This is a genomic window from Roseibium porphyridii (genome assembly GCF_026191725.2).
Taxonomy (GTDB): domain Bacteria; phylum Pseudomonadota; class Alphaproteobacteria; order Rhizobiales; family Stappiaceae; genus Roseibium; species Roseibium porphyridii.
This window is the reverse complement of the sequence record NZ_CP120863.1, coordinates 2,038,817-2,063,029: the sequence shown is the minus strand read 5'-3', so window position 1 is coordinate 2,063,029 and position 24,213 is coordinate 2,038,817. Positions and strand designations below refer to the sequence as shown.

The window sequence follows — 24,213 nt, the reverse complement described above, 5'->3', positions numbered from 1 at the left end:
CTTACCCAAAATGTTCATGAATTGTTCCGAAGATCAAGCAATGTCAGCCCGCTTCAAAAATCATCGCTATAAAAGCCTGTCGCCCCGCGCAACAATCGCCTCCAGTACTTTGAAGCCACCAAATTTGAGAATTGTCCCAAGCTGTGCCTGATCCAGAAGGATGACCTTTTTCCGGCTCATGCAAGGTCTCCTTCTTCACCAGCCCTGAGTATGAATGCATATCTTTTAAGCAAAAAGGCTCTGGTTTCGGGAGATTGAACCCCGGGAAGATCCCCTCGAAGAATGTCACTCGCCACATCGACTCCAGCCAATCGAAACGCCGCATAGACAGGAGGATAGCCTGCCTTAAAGCAGAACCAGGGCCAGAACTCGTTCATCATCACAACGGCGTCTTTAGGATAGAGCTCCATTTCAGGTGCATCATCTCTAAACGGCCCGCGCGCATCCATCAGCTTTTCCCACTCGGCAACCTCCTTCATCGCCGCAAGTGTGTCCTCATTTTCAAGAAGAACTTTTATAAAATGAAGAACCTGGGACACGTGCACCTTAGGTCTGATCTGGTTCACAAACTGATCCAGATAGGCCACCCATTCGTCGTCCCAGCGTGCCTCAAGGTCACGATACTCGTCCCGCCAACCGGCAATGTCTTCAATATCTGCCATTGGTTATCTCTGTGGCTCGAAAGTGGATGCTTGACCCTAGCTGGGCCGAAAACCGGGTCAGATGGCATCTGCCGCACCCGTTTTTGTTCCCGCAATGTTCTAAAGCAACCTCAGGAGTACGCAAGAAAAAATGCAACCCGAGTGAGATGACTTGCACGCAAAGCTTCGTCTAAGCGAAACCGGATATCCGTCCGTGACAATAAAGCAAGGCGGCACGAGCCGAACCCTCCCTAGAACTACTTCGGCAGATTTTACGGATCTCGAGATCACTGCTATACTGCCTGCTTACGTATTCACACAGAAATTCGATTTAGTCGGCCTGTAAGAACCCATCCGGGAGGACAGCATGACTAAGAATTGCTTTCATATAATACTGATCCGTCCGACCAAATATGACGACGACGGCTATCCGATACATTGGCACAAGACCTCGATACCGGCAAACTCCTTGTCTTGCCTGCATGGAATTGCGCTTGACTGCAAGAAGCGGCAAGTGCTTGGCCGGGAAGTGAAAATCACCATCCGGATGATTGATGAGGGCAACACCCGCATTCGTCCGGACACGCTCATCGAAGAAATCCGGGCAGACGGCGGCAGGGCCCTCATTTGTTTTACAGGCGTGCAAAGCAACCAGTTCCCGAGGGCAGTCGATCTGTCCAGGCCCTTCCTCAAAGCGGGTATGCCGGTTGCCATCGGCGGGTTTCACATCACCGGTTCGATAGCCATGCTCCCCAATATGCCGGAAGATATGCGGCAGGCCTCTGAACTTGGCATCACCTTTTTTCTTGGCGAAGCCGAAGGCGGCCGCTTCGATCAGATCCTGAAGGATGCCCATCAGGGTACTTTGAAACCGGTCTATGACCACCTGAAGGACCTGCCCTCCTTGCCCGGCATGCCGGTTCCCGTGGTTGAAAGGGAGCAGATTGAAAAATCGACACTCGGCTACGGCAGTTTCGACCTGGGCCGTGGGTGCCCGTTTGAATGCAGTTTCTGCTGCATCATCAATGTCCAGGGCCGGGGCAGCCGGTTTCGCTCCACCGGGGACCTGGAAACCATCATCCGGGATCATGCCCGGATCGGCGTGACCAAATTCTTCGTCACAGATGACAATTTTGCCCGCAACCGGAACTGGGAAGCCTTTCTGGACACCCTTATTGATCTGCGGGAGCGGGACGGCCTGAAATTCACTCTGATCATTCAGGTGGATACGCTTTGTCACAAGATCCCGAACTTCATCGAAAAATGCGTGCGCGCCGGGGTCGATCAGGTCTTCATCGGTCTTGAAAACATCAATCCTGACAACCTTGCCGGATCGAAGAAACGTCAGAACAAGATCACCGACTACCGGGACATGTTCCTGGCCTGGAAGCAGTATCCCGTTGTTCTGACTGCCGGGTACATCATCGGCTTCCCGAACGACACCCGGGAATCCGTCCTGAACGATATCGGCGTCATCAAAAGGGAGCTCGCTGTCGACATTCTGTCTCTGTCGATCCTCACTCCCCTGCCCGGTTCAGAAGACCACCGCAATGCGGTTGCCGCTGGTACCTGGATTGATCCGGATCTCAACAAATACGATCTCACCCACAGCGTCATTCGCCACCCGAATTTTCCGGACGGAGAGCTGGACAGGCTCTATCTGGACGCCTGGGCCTCATTCTATGAACCTGAACATTGCCGCACAATCTTGCGCCGGGCGGCAGCCCTTGGCAGCAATAAAAAGATCTCCACCATGAACCGCCTCCTGATCTATGGAACCGGATCACGGCTCCACAATGTCTTTTCTCTCGATGGCGGTTACCTCAGGCTGAAATACCGGAAAGACCGGCGCCCCGGCCTGAAACTTGAAAACCCACTTGTTTTTTATCCGAAATACTATCTCAGCACGGTCCGCAACATGTCACTTCTGGCTGCCCGGCGCTGGCAATACCTGCGTTTCATCAGGAAACTGTGGTCGGACCCCAAACGCTTTGACTATACCGACCAGGCCATCGCGCCGGCCGGACATGGCGACTTTGAAACTCTCGACCTTTATACCGCCACCCGGGGCGGGCGGCAGGCCGTTGCAAGCCATCGCAAGATGGAAGGCATCAAACGGAAAGCCCGCAGCAAGACCGTCGCAAGCGCCTGACCCGGAAACATTTAGTTGGAAGCAACACGAAGCAGCCCCAACCGGCTGAGCGTCTGACGCGACTGGCGGCAGAGACCCTCATGGCTCCTACCGCGATAGTAGCTCAATGCGATCACCGCGTTATGCAGAGCCCAGGCACGCGCGCGGCACCAGTCGGGGTCCGAAACACCCGCTGTTTCCCGGAAGGTTTCGCGTGATGCGGGAAGCACCCACGACCAAGCTGCGGCAAAATCGGCAGCCGGGTCGCCGACAGCGGTCAGCCCCCAGTCGATGACAGCCGTCAGTCTGCCCTCACTTGCAATCAGGTTGTCGGCCTTCAGGTCACCGTGCAGCCATTTGGCCGGTCCCTCAAACGGGGTTTGCAAAGCCATTTGCCAAAAGCTCCTGGCCTTGCCGGCATCGATCTCATCGGCCAAGACATCGATACAAGACAGCACGAAATCGGTCAGCTCTTCCAGGGCGGCACCCCGTTTATGATTGCTCTCCCCGGCATGCGGCGCGCCGTCAGTCAGCACACCCTGCAGGCCCTTCAGGAACACAGCTAAATCCCGTGCCGCCTGCTCCTGGTCCACAAGGGCATCAGGCGTTGCCTGCACCCCTTCGATCCAGTCATAGATTGCAAATCCATGTTCGCAGCCCGCGCCCGGGCGTTTGCGAAAGCGCACAACAGGCACGTTCAGCGCAAGGCCAGACAAACGGGGCAGCCAATCGGCTTCCTTTTGCAGAAGACCAACGGCAGAAGCGCGCTTCGGCAACCGCGCCACCCGCTCCTCGCCGATCCGGTAGAGCGCATTGTCCGTGCCGCCTGATGCCACAGGCCGGACTTTCAGACCGCTCCACTGCGGGGCATGCTCATCGAGGAGCTGTCTCAAGAGCCCGTCATCGGACGGCAACTCATCCTGCTGGTCCGGCATGAAGGTCCTTCCCGCGTCTCGTCCAGGCGTACATGTAAAAGTCTTCGCCGCCTCGCCCATAGCTTTTAAGCAGTCCCTCCCGCTCCGCGCCAAGCGCTTCGATCCAGCCATGCGCGAGATCGTGGTTCTTATAGCTGATCACCTGCAACCGCCGGCAGTGCTTTTCGATCTCTGGCCGCAAATTCAGGATATGGCGTGTCATGAGGGGCACACAACGCCGGAACCTGTCGGTGCCGAATGCCCAGGCCTGCCAGAAATCCGGGTCGAAAGCAGACGCCCGGCTGAAACCGAACGCCGCCGCGGGCTGCCCTTGGTACCACACGGACCAGACCCAACCGGGCACCGCGGTTTCCATCGCGCAGATCCCGAGCGCGCGCGTATCCCAGTTTTGCCAGAGACAGGCAATTTCACGATAGTCTTCCGGGCGCATGTTGGCCGCGATGAAACTCGCGTCGCGCACGCAGAGATCCTTGATCAGAAGCCGTCCAGAGGGTCGTCCAGCGGGCGGGCGCGGGCGGTGTTCTGCTGCCGTACGATTTTCTTCGCGTCCGCTTTGTCTTTCCATCCAAGTGCCTCGACGATTGCATCGGCCTCGTCCGGGGACGCTCCAAGCCGGTCTTTGATGTCTTCCTTGCTTTCAATCAGGATCTTGCCGTTTCTGATTTTCCAGCGATGTGCCGTCAGCTGCGCCTTGATGGTCGCTGAGCGCTTGATTGCCAGCCCCGATCCGCTCTTTGGATGCAGGGCCTCCCGCAGCCGCCAGTAGAGCTGAGCACGCAAGTTGTAAAACGGCATGCGGCTGTCCTTGGCCGTTTCCCCCGACTGGGCCGAGAAGACGCATTTTTCGACCGGGATATTGTTTTCACGGCTGAGAAACCCGACCGTGTCCCCGCCCCAGCCGCCGGTGCAATCGACAACAATCAGCGCATTGTCGCGCCGTTCCTTGATGATCAATGCGCCGACATCCGATCCGTCCTTGGTGTCGGCGCCTTTGCGCACGATGCTTTCGCCAAACCGTCTGCCATGGAGCGGCTGCAGCACGGTCTTGTCCTTGCCGCCCTGCGCCACGTCGACGGCCAGCACATCCATCGGCTTGTCCGCGTCCACACCCTCTTCATAGCGCTGGAAAGCCAGATCCACCCAGTCCGATGGGATCACCTGCCAGTCATGGTCCTGGCGCGCTGCCTGAAAGTCCCCGGTCTTCAGCGCGGTGCGCATCGGCTCGGGCATCTGGTCAAGCTGTGCATCGTAACTCTCACCCAGATACTGGTTGTCCTGCCGTTTTGCCGGAATGAACGTCCGGCTCTTCGGCGTGCGAACCTCGCCCTCGATCTCGACCGGCTCCGGTCCATCCACCCAGACGGTGCGCACAGCGTCGCCATCGTCGATAAAGACCGCCCATAGCAGAGCGCCCGGCTGCACCGTTCCATAAAGCGGATGCAGCGGATCAAGCCAGGGCGCAAACCACTCCATCAGGTAGTCGCCTTGTCCGCCCAAAGGCGGGTTGGTGGCGATCAACCCCCGGCAGCGTTGCCCCGGCCGTGTCGACCGAAGCCACCCAAGAACGAAGATGATCTTGCGTGGATCCATCTGTGCGCCTTCATCAAAGGCTTTCAGATCATGGTCCCGCCCCTGCCAATCTTCTTCAGAGCCCGGCAGACCCAGATGCCCGAACTCGATCATCCGCTCCTCCGGCCCGACCCAACGCGGTGGATTGCCCGATATCTTGCCCATGCCGGACGTCCGCATCAGCGCATTCATGCGCTCGATCAAACCTTTGAGCGACTTCAGCGATTGACGGAAAACGGCCGCCTTGTGATGTGCAAAAAGGGCAAGCCCGGCAATCAGATCCGTCTTCCCACCCCCGGCCGCACCGCCATAAAGCGTCAGGTCGGCTTCGGAAAAATAGCCCTCCGTTTGCGGCCCTGCCTGGGGCCGCCAAACCTTGAACTGGTCCAAAACACCCGCTTCATCCAGTTGTTTTTGCAGGGCAACGCGGTCATTCGCTGCCATCTGGTCAATGTGGTCAATCAGCGTATCAAGCGCCGTTGTCATCCCGCCTGCTGTCCTTTTCGGTTAGAAGCGCCATCACACCCAGGGCAATTTCCTCTGAACTGCGCGGCTTGAACTTGTCGATTTGCCCAGCCTCCTCCGGCCCGCCCCAAATTCCCCAGGCCTCCACCTCGGATCGATCCCGCCAACCGGCCCGGTTCTTCATATTGAAGCTCCAGGCGCTGGCATTGAATTTGGCAAGGTCTCCTCGAGCTCCCTCCTTGCCGATCTTTTCCCATTCCAGCAGCCCGCGCCGTGCCGCCTCATCCAGTTTTTCCGGCGGAAAGTCCTCCGGAAACTGCTCTGCGTAGTAGCGAATGGTCTTGCGGTCGGCGTCCGGGAAACTCTCGATCGAAAACCCCGCCGCCAGATGCCCGCAAAACGCCTCGCAAACCCGCCTCCGCATCTCCGCCGTCGGCCATTTCAAGGCACGCTCTTCATCAGTCATGTCACCCATGCCTGTTTTCCGTTTGATTGGATTGATTGTTGAGGTTGGATCGTCAGCGCCAACGTGTTCAGCTTGAACACGTACCAGCGACCACAAACGTATCGAGCGTCAGACGAAAATCTGACAAGAAGGGCAGTCGCAACTGCCCCCTTTAGAACTTCAACTAAAAAAATAACTCTGTTTTGACGATACTGTCCAATTGCAAGTCTGTCTTGAACACCCTGTTTAGACACGTGCTTTCAATTTCGACTGGATGCACAAGGTGCTGTTGTCGATCTGACGTTAAGCGCCACAACTCCTAACTTCTGGCCGGGCGGCTTCGCTCCTTTCCTGTGAGACTTCAGCATATGGCCAGGCGGCCCCTTTCTCGGCCAGCTTCTTCAAAATCGCCCGGTTACGGCTCGCCACCGTCGTTCGCTTCCAGCCATATTTTTCGCAGATCCGACTGAATTTTCCGCCGCCTGCCTTACACATGACTTCAAACTGCAAGGCACGGCGGCTGTCGGGGTCTTCCACTAGCGAGAACCAGGTGATTGCTTCTTCAGCTCGGCTGATCGCTGATGGCGGAAAGACCCTGCCCCTTTTGGCAATCTTGCGTCGATAATCCGGCCAGGCGCTGAACAGGTTCCGTGGGCCATCACCTTTACCGGTCACTGCAATAATCTCGGTCGCCTCGATCAAACGATCGAGAATTTCTTCCGGCGTGTTCGGCAGCATTTGATATCCTTTCCAATGAATTGTGTGCTTGTTCACGTCATCGACACGACTGATCCGGCGCGGCTGAAATGCCAGAGCGCGCCGAAGCATTCATTCGTCGGAGGGAAAAACTAGGCCGCTGCCTTAAACGGCGAGCTGTCTGTTGAAGCCATCCGTTTCTCCAGCTCATAAGAAAGCAGCACGGCCAAAGTGATCGTCGGCGCGCCTGGGTTGATCTCCTTGGCCTTTGTCATCAGGTCCTCAAGATCGAGCTGATCAAAGCAGTCCAGGAAATTCCGTCTCTCAATCCATTCCGGCTTGTTCAACACCAGCCAGGAGACCGCAGTGACACAAGGGGCCGACCAATTGCCCCGGTTTTCAGCCGTGTTGATCAGCCCGAACACAAGCCTCAAGTGCTCCGCACCGTGTTTATTCAGCAGCGTCTGACAGGTTCGTCTGGCCTTGGATTGGTGCCGTCCTGAGATCCGCTTGGTGTGCGTGACAAAATGCACCCCATATTCCGCAGCGATCCTGTCCACTATTCCGCCTGATGCCATCAAGTGGTTTCCTTCTTTGGTCCGTTCTTTTGCCCCAACGCGCTGAATGCAGCTTCCGCCCGCTCGCGCGCTGACGAAGGACGCCGCCTAAATTGTTCTCTATTTGTTCCTACAAGTTTGCTGCGCCTTTCGCTTTGCCGATGGCTTTCGCCACGCGTGACCGATGAAACACTTGTGCTGCGTTGCTTGAGATGCCGCAGCTCAAGCGTCAGCAGCCTCGTTCGCGCCTTTTCAAGTGCAAACTCATCCTCAAGCCTTGCGTCCGGCCGCTCCGCCCTGATCCTCAAATGCGCGACTTTCGCACGGGCTGCATCGATTTGATCCCTAAGCTCGCTCATCGCCGCCCCCCCCAATCACCTCGGCACATAGGGCACTTGTCGCCTGCGCCTCCGGATCGGCTGAAAGCCGGGTCGATTTCATTGCAGTTTTCATTGTGCTTCCCTGAACATACTCTTTACACGAGCAATTCGTACGCGTATTGCGTATACACGTCAAGATGGATTTCAGCAAATTTGTATGTTATTGCGTACGTCATCACGAACAAACGGCATCAGCGAGCATGAGTGAAATTGAACAATCCGCTGTCTCAAAACAGCTTGTCGACCTGAAGGACCGAAGCGGCTTATCCATTCGCGCGATCGCTCGCGAAATGGGCTATCAGAACGCTTCGTCCATTCAGCGCTATTTCAGTCAGGACTTTTCAAAACCTGCCCTGCCTTCGGACTTTGTTGCAAAGCTGCTGCCCGTTCTCGTCGGAAAGGGTGAGCATCCGATCACACGCGAAGATGTACTGACTCTTGCCCCCGATTCCATAACCGATCTGGAGGCGGCAAGCACGCCAGCAAGAGCTGCTCAGGCCCTGGAAATCAAGGGGCAGGTTGCTGCCGGTCTTTGGATGGAGGCTGGCCTTTTTGAAACGGACGCAACAAAAAGGGCGACACTTTCCGGTGATCTGAGATTTCCTTCAGAAAGCCAATATCTCCTAGAAATCAATGGCGAAAGCCTCAATCGAATTGCGCGCAATGGCGATTTCATTCTGTGTCTGGACTTCATGGAAGCCGGCATCGAAATCAAGTCTGGTGATCTTGTCGTGGTGGAACGCTCTCGTGATGGCGGACACACGATCGAACGCACCGCAAAACGTATCTTGCGTCACAATGGTCAGATTGAACTCCATCCTGAATCGGACGATCCTCGGTTCCAGGAACCGGTGGTTTATAACGAGCATGATGAGGAAGCCACAGAAGTCCGCATCATTGCAAAGATACTGAGCGTAATCCGTCAAATCGTCTAACGATCTTAAATCACGTCGCTGTATCGACGCATGAAAACGTGCTGAATTATGCGCTTCGATTTGGCGCAATACTTTAGGTATCGCGGTCGAACGAAGCTCCTTATCTTTCTACGCATCAGGCATACATCCAGATTCAATTCGCTTGAAATGTACGCAATATGCGTATAAGTTGATTGCGTATTAACATACTGGAGGTTTTTGAATGGCGCTGAACTTGGATCGATCATACTTTTCCATCGTCTGCGATCTCGGCAATTGTCTCTATACGCCCGAACGAGAGCTTGAGGAAATGAGCCTCACGAAGCTCGTTGAAGACGTTCGAGGCGGCCAATTGGAAAACATCATTGCAATCTTCGAATTCAATCCGGAAGAAGGTTGGTGCAACGACATCACAGATGCCGTGCTGTCAGATGCCTGCCCGGAACCTGGACAAAAGACCGGACAAGGCGCTACCTGGTCCGACTATTCAGACGAGCTGATCGATGGAAAGCGCGCTGGCGTCCAACTCCTTGCAGCCGCATGAAACACGAAACTGTTGCAAGCAATGGCAACGTTTAGTTCAGATCCTTCAAAAGCCTGCCATGCCGCCTGGTTTGCTGAACAACTTGCCCGAATGTTTCAAATCCAAGCGAGATCAGGACCGGCAACAACTTGCATAACGCCTCGGCGGTTGCCCGCGCATCGCCCAGCGCGGTGTGGCGAAGGTTATCAGGAATTTCGACACCAAGCCTGTCGCATAATCCGTCGAGGGAATGATCTTCACCTGTCCCGAATACAACGGCCGAAAGCAGCACTGTATCCAGGATCGGGTGCTCCCACGCAAGCCCTGACAGCCTGCCATGCCGCCGGAGAAATGCCATATCGAATGGCGCATTATGCGCAACAATCACGGCATCCCGGGCAAAATCGTGAAAGAGCGAAACAGCTTGCTCTGCGCCCGGCGCATCCGCAACCATGTCGTCACTAACCCCGTGAACCTTGGTTGATGCCGGCGGTATAGGACGCCCCGGATTGACGAGCTGATCAAGCGTTTCACCTTCAACAATGCGCCCATTCACAACCCTGACTGCGCCAATCTGCACGATCTCGTCTTTGTTGGGCATCAATCCCGTCGTCTCGGTATCGAACACAACGAAACTGATATCTTTTAGCGGGATATTCTCAATCTCGCGCTCCGTCTCGCGCGCCGACAAATCAAAATCATAGATCAAGGGCCGTGCCGCATCCGGTGCGATGGAGGCGTCTGTGCCATCGATCAGGATCATGTACCCGGTGGCTGCGGAAAGCTTTTTCAGGCGCAACCTGAATTTCAAGTTGCCACGTGTGCCGCGCACACTTGCCTCAACCTCCTGTCGGGCTTCATCGAGCTGTTCAAGTCCCGATGTCAGATCGGCTTCCTCAAAATAGTCGAAGATGGACGCGCTTAAGCGCGGCACCTGAACCTGCCCCAACACATCCGCCGCCTGACCGTCATAAAGCATGATGCGGTTTGCGGGACTGACGAGAACGATCGCCACCGGAATTTCGGTCAGCAGCAAAGCCAGATGCGCTCGCTCAGCTGTCAGCCGGCTGGTTTCCTCGGCAACCAGCTGGTCAGCATCTTCTGATACTTCAGACAATCTGCCCGATACGGCCCGAAGAGCCGGCGCAAGATCACCAAGATAACGTGCCTGATCCAGATCGAATGGAGCGTCCGTGTTGGCATGAATACGCGTACGCATCGCAGATGCCATATGTTCAATTGGCTTGGCGACGTTTTCATCAAACAGCAACCAGACGCCAGCACTAATCGCCAGCAGCCCAAATCCGGAAAGGATAGCTGCAAACACAAATCCAGAGGCCGGGCTGGTTTCCGTTGTTCTCAAAAATCCGAAATAGAGCGAAAACCCAACTACTAGAATGCTACCGGCGGTGACCCCGGCAAACAGCAAGAAAATACGGAAGCGAAGGCTGAGCGAGGTAAACATCACTCTGTCCTGCAGACTGTGGAAACGATCGGGTCTTCGGCTGCAACTTGCGTCCAGGTGATGCCGTTTATCGCCCCGTCATCTTCAAAGCTCACGCCATCCATCAGAGCGGCCCGCTTGAGGGCAACGCAATCGGCAACGACAGGCAATTTGCTAACTGGAGACCATCGACCGAAAAAATAGGTTTCTGCCAGCCTGACTGCTGGTTGCGCCGGATGGGTGCGAACCGATGCCATGTCTATGGCAACGAACCGCTCAACAAACGGAAAGACAAATGTCCATGGTCGATAAAACGCTGTGTTCTCAACGGTCTGTGCAACCACGACATCTTTCGGCAACGAGTCCTTGACCCTAGGATACCAACCATATTCATTCGCAATGGTTGTTGCCAACATCGCAAAACCGGCAGCGACAGGCGCAAACCAGCGTGGAAGACGTCCCTTTAGCAATCTGTTCAGCAGCATCACGAGACCGGCGGCAGCTACCCCTGCAACGATCGTCGCGATCAGTTCCACAAACATGGCTTCCTCCCGTGGGCCACTGCGTTCTTGGCTGTAGCGGCCTCTTTGTAATCTGTCAGCTTAGCATGCCTCTTCCGTGCCCCACGGCGGACTGCATCGTCTTCACCACGACAAAGGCGTCCCGGAGATGGCTCCGTTCGAAATCGGACAGGCTGGACGGTTGTAAGAAGTTGTCCGGCGCTTGTCCCTGCTTGATCAGGTTGGATTGATGCTCCAACCGGGTCTCTGCGATCAGGTCATAAGCATCCAACAGATCCCCTGCACCCGATTGACTGAGCTGCCCCGTTTGCCGCGCTTCTTCAAGCCGCGCCCTCGTATTGACAGCACCGATTTGTCCCCGCAATGCATAAATTCGTGCAAGGTCGACGATCGGCACAACCCCGTTGAGCTTCAGGTCGAGCGCATTTTTGTGCTCACCTGAGCGGATCGTTGCAAGCCCACGCAGAAGATTTAAAGGCGGCATGTGTTTCAGGGAATTGCTGATCATGTGAGCGACAAAAATCGAATTTTCGCTCGCGACTTTGAGAGTCGTTTCCTGCAAATCCTCAAACAGGGAAGCGTCTCCGCCAATCGGTCGCAGATCGAACATGACAGAACTCAACATCTGCGCTTCAGGGTCGGGCTTGGCGATCCATCCCTCGTAGTAGGACTTCCATACACGCACAGGCTGACACCATCGCGGGTTGGTCGCCATCATGTCGCCCGGACAGTAGACGTATCCGCAAGTGTTGAGGCCGTCTGAGACCAGACGCGCCAAATCAGCAAAATAGCCGTTGCGGTCATCGTCGCTCACGTCATCGGACAAAAACAGGCAATTGTCCTGGTCGCTGACGCCTGTCTGCTCCTGGCGTCCCTGCGACCCGCAGGCAAGCCAAAGATATGGTACCGGCGGCGGGCCGAGTTCGTCTTCCGCTAGAGCCAACAACCGACGCGTTGCCGTGTCGGCTATATCTGTAATGAGCCGTGTGACAATCTCGTGCCGACTGCCGCCCGCGACAAGCTGAACCAGTAAGGCCGGTATGCGCGCCGTAACGCTGGAGATCTCTTCAGCATTGGCACAGCGGGAAATCTCTCCGACCAGCTCAGCGGAACTTATCGCCTGAAAGGTCGTCAAATCCGTCTGCGTGACAATTCCGGCAAGGCGCCCACCCTCGACAATCGGCACATGACCAATCTTTCGCTCCATCATCAGATGCAAAAGGTCCGAACCGATTGCAGATTTTGGAAGCGTCACCGGGTTGGCCGTCATGATATTTCTGACGGGCGTCTCGGGATCCAACCCTTCCGCGAGCACTTTTCCAGCAAGGTCACGAATGGTGACGATACCGACAAGCGTTTCGCCCGTGTCAGTGACGCAAAGGGACGACACCCTGTTGTCGCGCATTTCTCTGGCTGCAAGTCGTGCGCTGTCAGAAGGTCGACACGTGAGAGGGTCTTTCGTCATGAGCGTTTCCGCTCGAGTTGTCGCCAACTCATTGCCGCGTGTCTGTTTCTTGTGCGCCCTGTCAAAGAACTTCGAGACAGGCGGATGGGTCGCCATAAGGCCGTTAAACACTGCCGGCGGCAACACCAGCAAGAGAGTATCCTCGCTCGTTCGTGCAGAAGTTACGGCCACACCATCAAGCAGCAATCCCCGTTCACCGAAGGAGTTGCGTAACCCCAGTTGGCTTATGAGTTCGTCGTTTTCGTCGCGAACCTCAACGGACCCGTCATAAATCAGGAAGAGGCCGCGCAGTGTGTCGCCAAGATCGTAAACAACGCTGTTGGCAGTCAAATTCCACACGTCGATCTGACCGGACAATTGCTCCAGCACGGTTTCCGGCAGCACATCATACGGATGGACCGATTTCAGGAACCGCAGGATCTGATCCGGTTTCAGGGGCATGTGAGTCGGCCTTGTCTGAGAAACGCAAGGTTCCTGCCCGTTCAAGAACGGACAGGACAGGTCTGGGAGAAAGGAGGAGCCGAATTTCGGCTCCTCTGTGGCTGCCTTAGTGCGCCTGGGCTTCGCCCGCACCCCGCGGCACGCGTACGCTCTCGACGAGATCTTTTATCTCCTGAGGCGTTTCCTTGGACATGCCGGAAACAACATATGCCACTGCAAAGTTGACCAGCGCGCCGATTGCACCAAAGGACGTTGACTTGATCGGCCCAAGGAGCGGATCGGCGTCCGAGAAGGAATTGGTGTCGGGGATGAACAACCAACCCTTGTGCAGGAAGATATAGACCAGGGTCACAACAAGGCCTGCCAGCATGCCCGCCACAGCACCGGTGTTGTTGATGCGGGTCGAGAAGATACCCATCATCAAGGCAGGGAAGATGGAAGCCGCCGCCAGTCCGAAGGCAAGCGCCACCGTCTGAGCTGCGAAGCCGGGCGGATTGAGCCCGAGATATGTTGCGACGACAATCGCAACCGCCATGGCAATTCGGGCAGACAACAGTTCCTTCCGCTCCGAGATCTGCGGGTTGATCGCCCCCTTGATGAGATCATGACTGACCGCCGACGATATCGCTAGCAAGAGCCCCGCCGCTGTCGAGAGCGCTGCTGCCAGACCACCTGCGGCCACCAGACCGATCACCCAGCTGGGTAGGTTTGCGATCTCCGGGTTCGCCAGAACCAGGATATCACGGTTGAACTTGGTCAACTCGTTTCCAACCCAGCCTTTTTCTTCCGCAACCACCTGCATTTCGGCATTCTGGTCGTTGTAATACTGGATCTTGCCGTCGCCGTTCTTGTCTTCCCAATCAAGAAGACCGGTTTTCTGCCACGTGTCCATCCAGTCGTACTTCGGATCCTCGGCAATCGTTTCGACCGCAACAGCACCCCCGTTGATCCCGCCATTTGGCCACATCATTTCCGTGATGTTGAGCCGCGCCATGGCACCGACAGCCGGAGCAGTCAGATAAAGAAGCGCGATGAACACAAGCGTCCAACCGGCGGACCAGCGTGCGTCGGAGACCTTCGGCACGGTGAAGAAGCGCATGATCACATGCGGCAACCCGGCAGTACCGATCATCAGCGACAGGGTGAAGAGCACCATGTTCAACGTATCGGAGTGGTGCGCCGTATAGGAATTGAAACCGAGATCCGTCACCACCTGATCCAGCTTCGTCAGAAGCGGTACACCGCTGGCAACATCATCTCCAAAAAGGCCGAGACCCGGGATCGGATTGCCTGTCAGCTGCAATGAAATGAAGACCGCCGGAATGGTATAGGCAGTGATCAGAACCACATATTGCGCCACCTGCGTGTAGGTCACGCCTTTCATGCCACCGAAAACCGCATAGGCGAAGACGACGCAGGCACCGATCAAAAGACCGGTCGTGTTGTCCACTTCCAGGAATCGGCCAAAGGCAACGCCTACTCCGGTCATCTGACCGATAACATAAGTGGTCGAGGCAACGATCAGACAGATAACTGCGACGATGCGAGCTGTCTGGCTGTAGAACCGGTCTCCAATGAATTCAGACACCGTGAACTTGCCGAATTTGCGCAAGTAAGGCGCAAGCAGCAATGCCAGCAGCACATAGCCACCTGTCCAACCCATCAGAAAAGTGGAATTGTCATAACCGGTGAAGGCAATCAGGCCGGCCATCGAAATGAACGAGGCGGCCGACATCCAGTCGGCGGCAGTCGCCATACCGTTGGTGACAGGATGAACACCGCGGCCTGCGGCGTAAAACTCGGACGTCGAACCCGCGCGGGCCCAAACTGCGATGCCGATGTAGAGCGCGAAAGAGCCGCCCACAAACAGCAAGTTGATTGTAAACTGATCCATTTGTACGGGCGCCCTTATTCTTCGTCCACACCGTGTTCACGGTCGACCTTGTTCATCCAGAATGCGTAGAAGAAGATGATCGCCAGAAAGACGAGGATGGAGCCCTGTTGAGCGAACCAGAAGCCGAGATCGGTGCCGCCTACTGATATTCCGCTCAGGAGCGGCCGCAGCAAGATGCCGAACCCGAAGGAGACCAGCGCCCAGATAACGAGGCTGATCGAAATGATACGCATATTGGCTGCCCAATATCCGTTTTTGGATGAGTTGTCGGACATGATGTCTCCTCCGCCTAAACCCGTGTTGTCCCTTGAGGTGTGGCTGCAGCCACAACCTGCTCCGCTTGTCCCGCGGCAGAGTGCTTTGCCGTCGCGGTCCATCCTCCCGCCCGACTTCCATGAGCGGGCACCCAGCTGCGGCGAGCACCCCGTGGTGCCGCGGCCGGTTTGCAATTTCAGAAACTTGGCGTCCGGAATAGCCTGTCGCTGACGGAGCGGTCGGCACCTCAGCATCGGACTGGGTCCGGTTGCTGTGGTCGAAGTAGCACCCTCGCCGGCGCAAGTGTCTGATTGCTGCAACGCAGTGTAGTAACAGCACGAACCTGTCAGACAAGACTACTTACGTATGGCCTACTTACGTATATCAATACTTAGGTATATAATCACTTTGGCTGACGAGTACGTATTTTCCCTGATAGGTCGAAAATATCACCTTGAAAAATTGTAAAAATACCCGCAATGACTGTAAATTCGAAGAAACTAACCACAGCACGAAATCAACTTTTGAAGAACTTTAGTTATATAAAACAATTATTTAAATGACTTTCTTTCGAATGCTGACCATTATTTGACAGTCTGAAATTTACTTACAATCAAAATATTAGAGAGTAAATTTGATGTAGTTCAAAGAACTAAAGCGCGCCCTATGAACGATATACATCGTTTGCCACTTTTCGGAAAAGTTGCCAAAGCCAATCGATTGACGGTGTTGGGCAGCAACGCAGCCGAACTTGCCGTCTAAATTCAAAACGCCAATGCCCACCCTGGTCATTTTTAGAGTCTTGACAACATATATACATCGAGATATTTCGATTTATGGACATTGAAAAATCGATATCGGCCCTGAACAATCCGGTTCGTCGCAGGATTCTAGAGTGGTTGAAGGACCGCTCAAACTTTCCGCCTGCTTTGCCGGGCCATGAAGACCTGGAAGGTGTGTGCGTCGCCTATATTCAGGAGAAAGCAAAACTCTCTCAGTCCACAATCTCAAATTATATGGGGCTGCTGAAACAAGCGGGTTTCGTGGTCGCAGAACGCCACGGACAATGGACGTTCTACCGGCGCAACGAAGAAAATATTCAAGCATTCATCTCCGCAGTCAAAGACGAACTTTCGAAGCCTTGAAGCACAGAGGCCGATCTTGATCCAATCAGACTCGTCTTCAATCGAGTCGGTATATCGAAATATTTCGATGGAAAGATAAGATGAAAATCCAACCTGCAACAAATCTGCTGGCGCTGCCACTAGACCTCCCCTGTGGCGTGCGATTGAAAAACAGATTGATCAAGTCAGCTATGTCTGACTCCCTAGGAGATGGGGCTGGAAACCCAACGAAAGCGCAAATCCGACTGTATGAAAGATGGGCGGAAGGCGGTGCTGCTCTGTCGCTGATCGGAGAAGTCCAAACGAGCCCGCACTATCCGGAGAAGCCGGGCAACCTCGTTATGGCAGCAGGCGTGGACTTGACCGCCATGAAGGCACTGGCCAAACGCGGATCAACCAATGGTGCACATATCTGGCCACAGCTTGGTCACGCAGGCGCGCTGGCTCATGAACCGATCAGCACCCCCAAAGGGCCCTCTCCCTTGGATGTCGAAGGTTTGAAATGCGAGGGCATGTCCTTGGCAGAAATCCGTGACCTTCCCATGTCCTACGCACAAGCAGCCAAGCTTGCGCAAAATGCTGGGTTTGACGGTGTCATGATCCATGCCGGTCATGGGTTTTTATTCAGTCAGTTTCTCTCCCCTCTTTTCAACCATCGGTCAGACGCCTATGGCGGCTCCGTCAAGAAACGTTTTCGCATCATCGGTGAGGTAATAGACGCTGTTCGAGATGCTGTTGGACCGGCTTTTCCGATTGGCATAAGGATCAACGCGACCGACAAGCTCGAAGGTGGAATCTCTGCGGTTGATGCGCTGGAAGTTGTGCGACTACTGGACGAAACGTCGGTCGATTTGATCGATATCAGTGGCGGCACTTATTTCCCAGGCGCTAAATCGAGTTCTGATGGCACCTCGTCATCTGGACCCTATTTCACAGACTTCGCCAAACGCGCCAAAAAAATCACGTCCAAGCCGCTCATTTTGACAGGAGGATTTGAGACCCGGGATCAGGCTCGGCAAGCCTTACAGGATGGCTCGGCCGATGCAGTCAGCTTGGCTCGTGCAATGGCGCTGAACCCGTCGCTTGCGAATGAATGGTTAAGCGATACAGCTGGCGATCCTGAGTTTCCGGTGTTCGACAAACCGCCGCGCGGAGGTATCACCGCGTGGTACTCAATGCTTTTGACAGCCTTGGGAGAAGATAGGGAAGATCATTTCGATCAAACTCCGGCAGAAGCTCTGGCAACATATGAAGCGAGGGATGCCGAGCGTTGCACGATTTGGCTAAGTCGGTTCGGTTGATCCGCTCGAAAAGGGCTCCGAATGTTCCTGAACTACTCTGGCCGTAATTACTTTGACGGTAAGGTGAACACCCTCCCATTCGGAATCAATTTGATCCAAGGTGCGACAGTCTGCTTTGTCCGGCTTTGGCTTCCGGTCTATTGGTCCACGTCCACGAAACTACTCAGCCAAATCCTGCTCAAGAGAAACAACAGAGGACGCTCCCTGCCCCTTCTCCCTCGTGTAACGCATTTGGTTGCCACAGCCCTCGATAATTTCACAGTCCAGTTCCAGCGCTTCTCCATTCAGCGTCGCGGTCCTGCAAAAATATCCGTCTTCCCAATACCACTCACCGTTCAGCTCAAGACCATCCACGTGGCCGGAGATATTGCCAGTCGAATGGATCGTAAATCGCAGCTCTTCCCCGACGAGCACCTTGTCCGCATAAGCCTCCACAAACTCTTTCCGAGACGTGACCCGGCGCCAAGCAACATCCTTCATGGGCATTTTTTATCCTTCCGCGCGATGATCTCGCCTGTGCTTCAGATGCCCTTCCAACATTCTTTGGCAGATCAAGCGTTGTCATGAATTGGTATTCTTGAATGTTTTCAACAAATCAGCGACGAGAGGGTTTGGAAACCGCCTTTGCAGCGTCACGGCAAAAAACTCTTCCTTGATGCCCTCAAGTCGTCCAAGTTCCATCAAGGTGCCAGCTGCCAGTTCATCCCTCACAACAATTGGCGGAATCACAGCAAGACCGGCATTCTCACGTGCAAGCAAACGCAACATCGCCATGTCATCAGCTTCTGCTGCGATCTTTGGCACGATCCCAAGCTGCACCAGTAGCGCATCAAACGACGCCCTGAGAGCCGACTCCGGTGTCGGCAGGATCAGGGGTTCTGTTGCAAGCAACTCGGTCCAAGGGCGTTCCGCCAGCTCCGGCAGGCCAATTGGGCCAACCAGACTGACCGGCTGTTCAGACAGAGTGTGAACAAGATACGGGCTCGAGGCATCGCGGGCCGGAACGAGATTGGTCAGCACAACATCTGCCGAAAGCGCTTCAAGCGCCCTCAAGAGGTCTCCTTGCGGGCCAGACCTCAGGACGACTTCGACATCCGGCCGCCGGATCATCGGCTTCAGAAACCCGATCTGGAAATTCCGCGAAAGTGTCGCCAGCGAACCGACCCTCAGGACTTTGCGCTCCGTACCGGAATGTCGAAGCGTTGCCGTCAGGTCTTCAGCCGTCCGAAAAATCGCGTCCGCATGGTCCAGCGCGATCCTTCCGGCCTCGGTCAGCAGGAGGCCGCGCCCGCGCCGCTCAAAAAGATCATGTCCAAGAGCAGCTTCGAGCGTTTTGATCTGAGACGACAGCGCAGATTGTGAAAGGTTCAAGACACGTGCAGCACCCGTCAGTGTTCCTTCCCTTGCAACGGCCCGAAACAATCTCAGGTGATGAAGGTTCAACATAATTAGTTCCAGAAAATAGAACGAATTATGATAATATATCTATTTTTTAAAATTAATACCAGCCGCTATATGCACTGCGACACATGCAACGATCGCGAGGCACCCCATGTCGCAGCTCATTCCATTGGCCCTACTGGCCCCGGTACTTTTGCTTGCAACAGCATTGTTCGCAAAAGTTCGATTTGGCGGTCAGCCGGGTTTTTCGGGAAGGCTTTCGGAATACGCAGCGCTTGCTGCGCTATTTCTTTCTGTCGGCGGCCTTGCGCAGTTACTCACTTTCGGGTCATGGCAATTTGCGCTATCCGGCGGCCCTTTTGCTCTGGCAATTCGACTGGATGCCCTCAGTGCGACGATGACAATGCTTGTGGCATTCATCGGCTGGATCGTCCTGCGGTATTCTCGCACCTATTTGGAAGGTGAGCCACGCGAAAGTTCATTTCACGGATTGATGCTCGCAACGCTTGCCGCGGTGCTGTTCCTTGTGCAGGCTGGAAGTCTTCCGGTGCTTGTGATCGGATTTATCGGCCTTGGATTTGGCCTGCGAAGACTGTTGCTTTTTTATCCTGAACGGGCGGAAGCACGCAGGGCGGCGACCAAATTTGCCATTGTCTGGCATGCTGGAGATGCGGCGCTGATCCTGAGCAGTATCCTGTTCATAACCGCCTATGGGACCACAGATCTTGGAGCGCTTGCCCAGGCTGTAAAACCGGAGCTCACTTTCACGCAGCACCTTGCCATCGTCTTTCTTGTAGTTGCCGCAGTTTTAAAGACTGCAACTTTCCCGCTCCACGGTTGGCTGACGGAAGTCATGGAAGCACCCACGCCGGTTTCTGCACTTCTTCATGCGGGCATCATCAATGCTGGCGGGTTCTTGTTGATCCGGACCGCCGAACTTGTACAGGCCAGCCCGGGTTCCATGAGTGTGCTCGTTGCCCTCGGTGGTCTGACGGCCCTGTTCGGCGCAGTGGTCATGCTAACCCAAAGCGCCGTCAAAACGGCTCTTGCATGGTCGACGATTTCGCAAATGGGGTTCATGTTGCTTCAGTGCGGTCTCGGCTTGTGGCCACTCGCACTCCTGCACATCGTGGCGCATTCGCTCTACAAGGCACATGCATTCCTGTCATCGGGTGAGGCAATCGTCGCTGTTGCCGGTCTGCGCAAGCCTGGCCCAATTGCCGTGCCGAGTATGACAAATGTCGCAAAATCATTTGCGATAGCTCTAGTTCTTTATGGCGCTCTTTCCCTGGTCTTCGCATTGATTGCTGGTCCCAAGTCGCCACAAGTTCTGGCCATTGGCACAATCCTGATCTTTGGTGTCTCCTACCTTGTCGCCCAGGGGCTCGCCGACGAGGCACCAGCGGAACTGACCTATCGGACATCAGTCCTGGCCACGATCGTCGCACTTGCCTACTTCGCCTTTCAGCAAACCTCTTACCTGGTTTGGGGCTCGCTTTTGCCGGCAGCACCAGACCCCGGAACGCTGGAATGGGCACTGATCACGTTGGCAGTCCTGTCGTTCGGCCTCGTTGCCTTCGCGCAGGCGCTTTTTCCACTCTGGACGCACCATCCATCAACGGCTGGCCTGCGCGTCCATGTCGCAAACGGCCTTTACCTCAACGCACTTCTTGATCGCTTCGTTGGCGGTTATCAGGTCACGAAGTTCAAGTAAGCCGGGAGAACGACACATGTTCATCAAACACGCTCAATTCACGTCGGCCCGGAAATCAGGCATCTTGCAGGCAGGGGAAGCCGCCATCCGCGCTATCCCTCCCGCATTCCCGCTTGACGCCACGGTCGCGGTCAATCCGTTTCTCGGTCAGGTGAATGAAAACATTGCAGCTGCCTCGGCACGTCTTGCCCGTGTTGCCGGTGTCAACGCAACACAACCAAGAAATGTTCTCTTTGAAGACATCCAAACCGGACGCATCGGCGATGAAGATTTGATCGCGGCTCTGGGCGCGAGCTCGTCGCCCTTGAAACCGGGCAATCTCGAAGCATTGAAAGGCCTTGCGTCACGGCCCGCACGGAAGCCAAGGACTGCCAGCACAATCGCAGACCTTGCTGCAACCGCCACCGGTATCGACTGGCCATCCGTCATCTCAAGAACATTCGGGCTTTGGGCTTCAGGTCATTTTGACAGGGGTCAAGCTCTCTGGACACCGGCACCAGACGAAGGAGCCCTTGTGGCCTGGCGCGCCTGGGCCAGCCGGGACCTTACGCCAGAAATTGCTGGTCTTGGTGGATTTTGCTCGCGTGTTTCGGCGTCCCCTGACACCTCTGAACAAGCTGTCTTGAAGACAACGGAAAGTCTTGGTCTCAGCATCGCTGCTGCTGAAACAGCATTTCATCGTCTTCTGCTCGACCTTGGCGGCTGGGCACAACACGCCCGCTGGCAGCTCTGGCAAGCCGAATTGACTGGCGGAACAGACACAACGCTTGCCGATCTTTTGGCCATTCGGCTGATCTGGGAGGACGCCCTGCTCATGCAGTTTCCCGAGATCAACGACCAGTGGAAGGATGAAATCTCGGCGCACGAGGAGCCGCTTGCAGCGTCATGCGATCAGGTAGTTGACGGAATTCTGCAGGAAGCTGCCGAGCGCGCCTACCAGCGCGAAATCAAATCTAAGCTTGGATCATCCAACGCTGGGCTCAAGCGCCCTACGGTTCAAGCTGCCTTTTGTATTGATGTTCGCTCCGAGGTCTTCCGGCGCGCGCTTGAAAGCCAGAACACGGGCATAGAGACCATTGGATTTGCCGGTTTCTTCGGCCTGCCACTTGCGCACACAGACCATGGGTCGGACGTCGTTGAAAACCACCTGCCGGTCCTGTTGAAACCCGCTCTGGCATCATCAAGTCAAGGTGACAAAAAAACTGAACACAACGAACGGGTCGGACGCCGTGTGCTGCGGGCCTTTGATCGGTTTCGCCAGGCTGCCGTTTCCTCGTTTGCATTTGTCGAGGCCGCCGGTCCGCTCTATGGGCTCAAGTTGGTCCGAAACGCCATCGGCATTGCTGGTAACAAGTCTGGGCATTCACCAGCCCCGTACCTAGATCCGGATCTGGACACCAAAACAAAGATTGAAATTGCGGCCACCGTGTTGAAGGCCATGAGCCTGACAAAGGGTCATGCCCCGACGGTCCTTCTCGTTGGCCATGGAGCGCAGATGACAAACAATCCTCACAAGAGTGCCTACCATTGTGGCGCTTGCGGCGGATATTCAGGAGAAGTGTCCGCGCGGCTGCTGGCATCACTGCTCAACGACCCAGAAACCCGCGACGGATTTCCCACCAAAGGCATCGAAATCCCTTCAGATACGCACTTCATTGCGGGCCTTCACGACACTACAACGGACAATGTTACCCTCTATCCGGAGGATTGCGGCCAAAGCGGAACGGAAGTCCTTTCTCTGGAAAAGTGGCTGGCACAAGCAGGTGCCGCAGCGCGCGCCGAACGAGCGCTTCGACTGCCGGGCGCCAGAGCCTCCTCCATCGCCTCCAGGGCCATGGACTGGTCGCAGGTCCGACCGGAATGGGGTCTTGCTGGATGCGCCGCATTTGTTGCCGCCCCACGGTATGTCACCGCAACGGCGGATTTGGAGGGTCGCGCCTTCCTTCACAGTTACGATTGGCAATCAGACGAAGACTTCAAAACCCTGGAACTAATCCTGACGGCGCCGGTGGTCGTGGCGAGTTGGATCAGCCTGCAATATTACGGGTCTTCGGTTGCACCGGAAGTCTTCGGCGGCGGCAACAAACTGATCCACAACGCGGTTGGCGGAATTGGGGTGGTCGAAGGAAATGGCGGCGCCTTGAAACCCGGCCTGCCTTGGCAGACCCTCCATGACGGCAAGAAACTGGTTCACAAACCGCTGCGTTTGTCTGTGCTGATCGAAGCCCCTCAGGATGCAATATCTGCTGTCCTTGAGGCGCATCCTGAGGTCGCGGCCCTTTTCGACAATGGTTGGCTGCATCTCTTCGCAATGAAAGAGGGCACAGCTGTGAGCCGCTATCAGCCTGGAGGGAAATGGTCAGTCGAGGATCATTTGGACAAGGCCGCCTGAGCTTTCAGCATATCCGTTGACTGACAAATCAGAACTGGTGGCGGTGTCTTTGCCGCCGCCGATTGGCTCAAGGTTGCGACCCTCAGAATGCAACCCGGTCCCCACCCTTCAGATCGAGGATTTCCCTTGCTTCTTCAGGTGTAGCCACCTCACTCCCCAGCTCTTCGACAATGCGGCGGATCTTGGCGACCTGTTCCGCATTCGAGCGTGCCAGTTCTCCCCGCGCTATAAATAGGCTGTCTTCAAGGCCGACACGCACGTTCCCACCCATCTGGCTGGCCGTAGTGGCCATAGGGATCTGGGCGTTGCCGGCTGCCAGGATCGACCAGCGATAGTCATCTCCAAACAGCTTGTCGGCAGTCTTCTTCATGAACACGAGATTGTCGATATCCGCTCCTATGCCCCCCAGAATACCCATGACGAACTGAATGAAGATCGGAGCCTTGAACAATCCGGTATCCATACAGAATTTCAGATTGTAGAGGTGGCCGACATCATAGCACTCATGCTCGAATTTGATGTCATGCGGGGCAAGTGTCTCGGCCGCTTCGCGGATATCCTTGAAGGTATTGCGAAAGATATTGCCGTCCGAATTCGCGACATAGTCCCGCTCCCAGTCGAACTTCCAACTGTCGTATCGTTTGGCAAGAGGATGAAAAGAAAAGTTCATGCTTCCCATATTCATCGAACACATTTCGGCGCTGAAAGTCGCAGCCGGTCTGATCCGGTCCTGAATGGACAGGGTTAGGGATCCGCCCGTTGAAATGTTGATGACAGCATCGGTTGCCTGCTTGATGCGCGGCAGGAACGGCGCAAAGTCGGCCGGATCAACGGATGGTGCGCCCGTTTCGTTGTTGCGCGCATGAAGATGCAGAATGGATGCCCCTGCTTCAGCCGCTTCAATCGCCTGCTCGGCAATAGCATCATAGGTATATGGCAGAGCGTCAGACATTGTGGGCGTGTGGATGGCCCCGGTCACCGCGCATGTGATGATGGTTTTGTTGC

General features: G+C 55.4%; 23 protein-coding genes. 7 read left to right on the top strand and 16 right to left on the bottom strand.

All coding sequences use genetic code 11. The annotated features are described in order from the left end of the window. Positions 1-176 precede the first annotated feature (176 nt). The gene (locus K1718_RS09550) at positions 177-662 is read right to left on the bottom strand and encodes a hypothetical protein (protein WP_265684095.1); all 486 of its coding nucleotides are present in this window, start codon (positions 660-662) and stop codon (positions 177-179) included. Positions 663-1,008: 346 nt separating this feature from the next. Here K1718_RS09550 and K1718_RS09545 point away from each other — a divergent pair, with 346 nt between their 5' ends. Then, positions 1,009-2,793, top strand: a complete 1,785-nt coding sequence (locus K1718_RS09545; protein ID WP_265684094.1) for a B12-binding domain-containing radical SAM protein — start codon at positions 1,009-1,011, stop codon at positions 2,791-2,793. An 11-nt stretch (positions 2,794-2,804) separates the two neighbouring features. On the opposite strand, the gene K1718_RS09540 is transcribed toward K1718_RS09545, so the two are convergent. From K1718_RS09540 to K1718_RS09510, 7 genes are all read right to left on the bottom strand, one after another. Then, positions 2,805-3,707: an aminoglycoside phosphotransferase family protein gene (locus K1718_RS09540; RefSeq protein ID WP_265684092.1), complete on the bottom strand. Its 903-nt coding sequence runs from the start codon at positions 3,705-3,707 to the stop codon at positions 2,805-2,807. After that, a complete protein-coding gene (locus tag K1718_RS09535) occupies positions 3,688-4,167 on the bottom strand; it encodes a hypothetical protein (protein WP_265684090.1) in 480 nt (159 codons plus the stop codon). The genes K1718_RS09540 and K1718_RS09535 overlap by 20 nt, the downstream gene beginning before the upstream one ends. Before the next feature lie 14 nt (positions 4,168-4,181). Then, positions 4,182-5,762 carry a hypothetical protein gene (locus tag K1718_RS09530; RefSeq protein WP_265684088.1) on the bottom strand — a complete coding sequence of 527 codons (1,581 nt, stop codon included), beginning with the start codon at positions 5,760-5,762 and terminating at the stop codon, positions 4,182-4,184. Further along, positions 5,746-6,216 carry a hypothetical protein gene (locus K1718_RS09525; protein ID WP_265684086.1) on the bottom strand — a complete coding sequence of 157 codons (471 nt, stop codon included), beginning with the start codon at positions 6,214-6,216 and terminating at the stop codon, positions 5,746-5,748. Before K1718_RS09525 ends, K1718_RS09530 begins: the two co-directional genes overlap by 17 nt. Positions 6,217-6,489: 273 nt before the next feature. After that, positions 6,490-6,924, bottom strand: coding sequence for a DUF6362 family protein (locus K1718_RS09520; protein WP_265684083.1), 435 nt, complete (start codon positions 6,922-6,924; stop codon positions 6,490-6,492). A gap of 110 nt (positions 6,925-7,034) precedes the next feature. Beyond that, complete coding sequence (locus K1718_RS09515; protein WP_152500698.1) at positions 7,035-7,460, bottom strand: hypothetical protein; 426 nt, start codon at positions 7,458-7,460, stop codon at positions 7,035-7,037. After that, positions 7,460-7,798: a hypothetical protein gene (locus tag K1718_RS09510; protein ID WP_265684080.1), complete on the bottom strand. Its 339-nt coding sequence runs from the start codon at positions 7,796-7,798 to the stop codon at positions 7,460-7,462. Before K1718_RS09510 ends, K1718_RS09515 begins: the two co-directional genes overlap by 1 nt. A 221-nt stretch (positions 7,799-8,019) precedes the next feature. On the opposite strand from K1718_RS09510, the gene K1718_RS09505 reads away from it, so the two are divergent. Next, on the top strand, positions 8,020-8,754 hold the full coding sequence (locus tag K1718_RS09505; RefSeq protein WP_265684078.1) for a LexA family protein: 735 nt from the start codon (positions 8,020-8,022) through the stop codon (positions 8,752-8,754). Positions 8,755-8,956: 202 nt separating this feature from the next. Beyond that, entirely contained in the window at positions 8,957-9,277 is a 321-nt protein-coding gene (locus K1718_RS09500; RefSeq protein WP_265684076.1) for a hypothetical protein, read from the top strand. Between the two features lie 31 nt (positions 9,278-9,308). Here K1718_RS09500 and K1718_RS09495 read toward each other — a convergent pair whose 3' ends face one another. The 5 genes from K1718_RS09495 to K1718_RS09475 all read right to left on the bottom strand — a co-directional run bounded on the left by K1718_RS09495 (position 9,309) and on the right by K1718_RS09475 (position 15,296). Next, positions 9,309-10,721 (bottom strand): 3'-5' exonuclease, encoded by a 1,413-nt coding sequence (locus K1718_RS09495; protein WP_265684073.1) that lies wholly within the window; start codon positions 10,719-10,721, stop codon positions 9,309-9,311. Further along, positions 10,721-11,242, bottom strand: coding sequence for a hypothetical protein (locus tag K1718_RS09490; protein WP_265684072.1), 522 nt, complete (start codon positions 11,240-11,242; stop codon positions 10,721-10,723). The genes K1718_RS09495 and K1718_RS09490 overlap by 1 nt, the downstream gene beginning before the upstream one ends. 55 nt (positions 11,243-11,297) lie before the next feature. Then, complete coding sequence (locus tag K1718_RS09485) at positions 11,298-13,127, bottom strand: DUF294 nucleotidyltransferase-like domain-containing protein (protein ID WP_265684070.1); 1,830 nt, start codon at positions 13,125-13,127, stop codon at positions 11,298-11,300. Between the two features lie 106 nt (positions 13,128-13,233). Continuing rightward, complete coding sequence (locus K1718_RS09480; RefSeq protein WP_152500691.1) at positions 13,234-15,021, bottom strand: sodium:solute symporter family protein; 1,788 nt, start codon at positions 15,019-15,021, stop codon at positions 13,234-13,236. A 14-nt stretch (positions 15,022-15,035) separates the two neighbouring features. Further along, complete coding sequence (locus K1718_RS09475) at positions 15,036-15,296, bottom strand: DUF4212 domain-containing protein (RefSeq protein ID WP_265684067.1); 261 nt, start codon at positions 15,294-15,296, stop codon at positions 15,036-15,038. A gap of 816 nt (positions 15,297-16,112) precedes the next feature. Here K1718_RS09475 and K1718_RS09470 point away from each other — a divergent pair. Beyond that, the gene (locus tag K1718_RS09470) at positions 16,113-16,421 is read left to right on the top strand and encodes an ArsR/SmtB family transcription factor (RefSeq protein ID WP_265684064.1); all 309 of its coding nucleotides are present in this window, start codon (positions 16,113-16,115) and stop codon (positions 16,419-16,421) included. Between the two features lie 170 nt (positions 16,422-16,591). Next, positions 16,592-17,701 (top strand): oxidoreductase, encoded by a 1,110-nt coding sequence (locus K1718_RS09465; protein ID WP_285806067.1) that lies wholly within the window; start codon positions 16,592-16,594, stop codon positions 17,699-17,701. A gap of 159 nt (positions 17,702-17,860) precedes the next feature. On the opposite strand, the gene K1718_RS09460 is transcribed toward K1718_RS09465, so the two are convergent. Together K1718_RS09460 and K1718_RS09455 are read right to left on the bottom strand one after the other, a co-directional pair. Then, positions 17,861-18,181 carry a hypothetical protein gene (locus K1718_RS09460; RefSeq protein ID WP_265684060.1) on the bottom strand — a complete coding sequence of 107 codons (321 nt, stop codon included), beginning with the start codon at positions 18,179-18,181 and terminating at the stop codon, positions 17,861-17,863. 81 nt (positions 18,182-18,262) lie between these two features. Next, positions 18,263-19,147, bottom strand: coding sequence for a LysR family transcriptional regulator (locus K1718_RS09455; RefSeq protein ID WP_265684058.1), 885 nt, complete (start codon positions 19,145-19,147; stop codon positions 18,263-18,265). A 106-nt stretch (positions 19,148-19,253) separates the two neighbouring features. Here K1718_RS09455 and K1718_RS09450 point away from each other — a divergent pair, with 106 nt between their 5' ends. Next, the gene (locus K1718_RS09450; RefSeq protein WP_265684056.1) at positions 19,254-20,816 is read left to right on the top strand and encodes a proton-conducting transporter transmembrane domain-containing protein; all 1,563 of its coding nucleotides are present in this window, start codon (positions 19,254-19,256) and stop codon (positions 20,814-20,816) included. Positions 20,817-20,832: 16 nt separating this feature from the next. Further along, positions 20,833-23,208: a YbcC family protein gene (locus tag K1718_RS09445; protein ID WP_265684054.1), complete on the top strand. Its 2,376-nt coding sequence runs from the start codon at positions 20,833-20,835 to the stop codon at positions 23,206-23,208. An 82-nt stretch (positions 23,209-23,290) separates the two neighbouring features. Here the strand turns inward: K1718_RS09445 and kce are convergent, their stop codons facing one another. Then, positions 23,291-24,160, bottom strand: a complete 870-nt coding sequence (gene kce / locus K1718_RS09440; RefSeq protein ID WP_285806079.1) for a 3,5-dioxohexanoate:acetyl-CoA acetone transferase — start codon at positions 24,158-24,160, stop codon at positions 23,291-23,293. Positions 24,161-24,213 lie beyond the last annotated feature (53 nt).

Bases quoted from the DNA above. Each gene is read 5' to 3' on its own strand.
- K1718_RS09550 (WP_265684095.1), bottom strand. From the start codon at position 662: ATGGCAGATATTGAAGACATTGCCGGTTGGCGGGACGAGTATCGTGAC.
- K1718_RS09545 (WP_265684094.1), top strand. From the start codon at position 1,009: ATGACTAAGAATTGCTTTCATATAATACTGATCCGTCCGACCAAATAT.
- K1718_RS09540 (WP_265684092.1), bottom strand. From the start codon at position 3,707: ATGCCGGACCAGCAGGATGAGTTGCCGTCCGATGACGGGCTCTTGAGA.
- K1718_RS09530 (WP_265684088.1), bottom strand. From the start codon at position 5,762: ATGACAACGGCGCTTGATACGCTGATTGACCACATTGACCAGATGGCA.
- K1718_RS09525 (WP_265684086.1), bottom strand. From the start codon at position 6,216: ATGGGTGACATGACTGATGAAGAGCGTGCCTTGAAATGGCCGACGGCG.
- K1718_RS09520 (WP_265684083.1), bottom strand. From the start codon at position 6,924: ATGCTGCCGAACACGCCGGAAGAAATTCTCGATCGTTTGATCGAGGCG.
- K1718_RS09515 (WP_152500698.1), bottom strand. From the start codon at position 7,460: ATGGCATCAGGCGGAATAGTGGACAGGATCGCTGCGGAATATGGGGTG.
- K1718_RS09510 (WP_265684080.1), bottom strand. From the start codon at position 7,798: ATGAGCGAGCTTAGGGATCAAATCGATGCAGCCCGTGCGAAAGTCGCG.
- K1718_RS09505 (WP_265684078.1), top strand. From the start codon at position 8,020: ATGAGTGAAATTGAACAATCCGCTGTCTCAAAACAGCTTGTCGACCTG.
- K1718_RS09500 (WP_265684076.1), top strand. From the start codon at position 8,957: ATGGCGCTGAACTTGGATCGATCATACTTTTCCATCGTCTGCGATCTC.
- K1718_RS09495 (WP_265684073.1), bottom strand. From the start codon at position 10,721: ATGTTTACCTCGCTCAGCCTTCGCTTCCGTATTTTCTTGCTGTTTGCC.
- K1718_RS09490 (WP_265684072.1), bottom strand. From the start codon at position 11,242: ATGTTTGTGGAACTGATCGCGACGATCGTTGCAGGGGTAGCTGCCGCC.
- K1718_RS09485 (WP_265684070.1), bottom strand. From the start codon at position 13,127: ATGCCCCTGAAACCGGATCAGATCCTGCGGTTCCTGAAATCGGTCCAT.
- K1718_RS09480 (WP_152500691.1), bottom strand. From the start codon at position 15,021: ATGGATCAGTTTACAATCAACTTGCTGTTTGTGGGCGGCTCTTTCGCG.
- K1718_RS09475 (WP_265684067.1), bottom strand. From the start codon at position 15,296: ATGTCCGACAACTCATCCAAAAACGGATATTGGGCAGCCAATATGCGT.
- K1718_RS09470 (WP_265684064.1), top strand. From the start codon at position 16,113: ATGGACATTGAAAAATCGATATCGGCCCTGAACAATCCGGTTCGTCGC.
- K1718_RS09465 (WP_285806067.1), top strand. From the start codon at position 16,592: ATGTCTGACTCCCTAGGAGATGGGGCTGGAAACCCAACGAAAGCGCAA.
- K1718_RS09460 (WP_265684060.1), bottom strand. From the start codon at position 18,181: ATGAAGGATGTTGCTTGGCGCCGGGTCACGTCTCGGAAAGAGTTTGTG.
- K1718_RS09455 (WP_265684058.1), bottom strand. From the start codon at position 19,147: ATGTTGAACCTTCATCACCTGAGATTGTTTCGGGCCGTTGCAAGGGAA.
- K1718_RS09450 (WP_265684056.1), top strand. From the start codon at position 19,254: ATGTCGCAGCTCATTCCATTGGCCCTACTGGCCCCGGTACTTTTGCTT.
- K1718_RS09445 (WP_265684054.1), top strand. From the start codon at position 20,833: ATGTTCATCAAACACGCTCAATTCACGTCGGCCCGGAAATCAGGCATC.
- kce (WP_285806079.1), bottom strand. From the start codon at position 24,160: ATGTCTGACGCTCTGCCATATACCTATGATGCTATTGCCGAGCAGGCG.